General features: G+C 73.9%; 1 protein-coding gene. It reads left to right on the top strand.

What is annotated here, in order from left to right; genetic code table 11:
- The coding region (locus tag AN218_RS01125) for an ABC-F family ATP-binding cassette domain-containing protein (RefSeq protein ID WP_244900187.1) at positions 1-1706 on the top strand (1706 nt) is incomplete at its 5' end.
- Positions 1707-2192 lie beyond the last annotated feature (486 nt).

Here is a 2192-nt window from a genome sequence, read left to right as displayed (position 1 = left end):
CCCCGGGCGACGTGGTGGGACTGGTCGGTGCCAACGGCGCCGGCAAGTCCACGCTGCTGCGGATGCTGGCGACGGCCGCCCGTCCGTCGGCGCCGGGACGCCCGGACGCGGGGGACGCCGTGCCCGTGGCCGACGGCCCGGGAAGCGCCGAACTCCCGGGCGGCGCGGGCCACTTCACGGGCGGCTCGGCAGCCGCGTACGGCGCGGGACCGGCCCCCGAGGCCGAAGAGGGCAGCGTCTCCCTCACCCCGCCGACCGCGACCGTCGGGTTCCTTCCGCAGGAGCCGGAGCGCCGCGCGGGCGAGACCGTCCGCGCCTTTCTGGAACGGCGCACCGGCGTCGCCGCCGCGCAGGCCGCCCTCGACGACAGCACCCGCGCACTGGAGGAGGGCCGCCCGGGAGCGGACGACGCGTACGCGCTCGCGCTGGAGCGCTGGCTGGCGCTCGGCGCCGCCGACCTGGAGGAGCGAGCGGCCGAAGTGACCGCACGCGTCGGCCTCGACGTCGCGGGGGAGCGGCCGATGACCACCCTCTCCGGCGGCCAGGCCGCCCGCGCGTCCCTCGCCTCGCTGCTGCTCAGCCGCTACGACGTCTTCCTGCTGGACGAGCCCACCAACGACCTCGACCTGGACGGGCTGCGCACGCTGGAGACCTTCGTCTCCGGGCTGCGCGCCGCCACCGTCCTCGTCAGCCACGACCGCGAGTTCCTCGCCCGTACGGTCGGCAGCGTCCTCGAACTCGACCTCGCCCAGCAGCAGGTGCGCCACTACGGCGGCGGCTACGAGAGCTATCTGGAGGAGCGCGAACGCGCCCGCAGACATGCGCGTGAGGAGTACGAGGAGTACGCACGCAGCCACGCCCAACTGGAGGCCAGGGCACGGCAGCAGCGCGGCTGGATGGACAAGGGCGTGCGCAACGCCCGCCGCAAAATGCCCGACAACGACAAGAACCTGCGCAACGCCCGCATCGAGGCCACCGAGAAACAGGCCGCGAAGGCCCGGCAGACGGACCGGATGATCGAACGGCTGGAGGCCGACGCCGTCGAAGAGCCGCGCAAGGAATGGCAGTTGCGCATGGAGATCGCCGCGGCGCCGCGCTCCGGCTCGGTCGTCGCGACGCTGCGCGGTGCCGAAGTACGGCGCGGGGACTTCCGGTTGGGCCCGGTCGACCTCCAGATCGACTGGCGCGACCGCGTCGCGGTCACCGGGCCCAACGGCTCCGGCAAGTCGACGCTGCTGGCCGCGCTCCTGGGCCGGTGCGAACTCGCCGCGGGCACGGCCTCGTCGGGCTCGGGCGTCGTCGTCGGCGAGGTCGACCAGGCACGCCGTCTCTTCCACGGCGAGGAGACCCTGCTCGACGCGTTCCGCGCCGCCGCGTCGCTGCAACCGGAGGAAGTACGCACGCTGCTCGCCAAGTTCGGCCTCGCGGCCCGCCACGTCCTGCGCCCCGCGGTGACCCTCTCACCCGGCGAACGCACCCGCGCGGCGCTCGCGCTGCTCCAGGGCCGCGGCGTGAACCTGCTGGTGCTGGACGAGCCGACGAACCACCTCGACCTCCCCGCCATCGAACAACTCGAATCGGCACTCGCGACGTACGAGGGCACCCTGCTGCTCGTCACCCACGACCGGCGGATGCTGGAGGCGGTACACACGACGCGGCACCTGGAGGTGGAGGACGGCCGGGTGCGGGAGCGGCGCGGGGTGTGAAGTCCCGCTGAACGGACGGGACTTGGCGTGCGTTTTCCTCCCTGCCGGGAGTCGGCGGCCGGGGCCCGCTCTGTCCGTTCGCGTGCCGCGCCCCCGGGTCTGCGCTGTCCTCCGGATGGGACGTACCGCAACGCAGCGAGTCGCGCCCCCACTTCCCTTCGCTCAACTGCCCGCGGATCACCGCCTCTTGGGCTCATCTTCCCGGCAGATCACGCACTCCCCCCGAAGCGCGCGCTGAATCTGAGGCAGAGAGCGGCAGACGGCAGATGGCAGGGAAAGATCCACCGGCCCGCAGACGCGCCACCACAGGGGAGCGCCCCGGACCGGGGCGGCAGCCACGGGAAGGGGCGCGGCGCCCGATACGGACAGAGCGCCCCCAGCCCACAGCCGCCGGACAGCCAGCCACCCCACGTGCCAGGAGCCGAAGACCGCCACTCGGCGCCGGGACAGGAACCCAAGTCCCCGCCGCCCAGCGCCATTTCACCC

This window comes from Streptomyces nanshensis (genome assembly GCF_001751255.1).
Lineage (GTDB): Bacteria > Actinomycetota > Actinomycetes > Streptomycetales > Streptomycetaceae > Streptomyces > Streptomyces nanshensis_A.
This window is presented reverse-complemented; position numbering and strand designations above follow the sequence as displayed.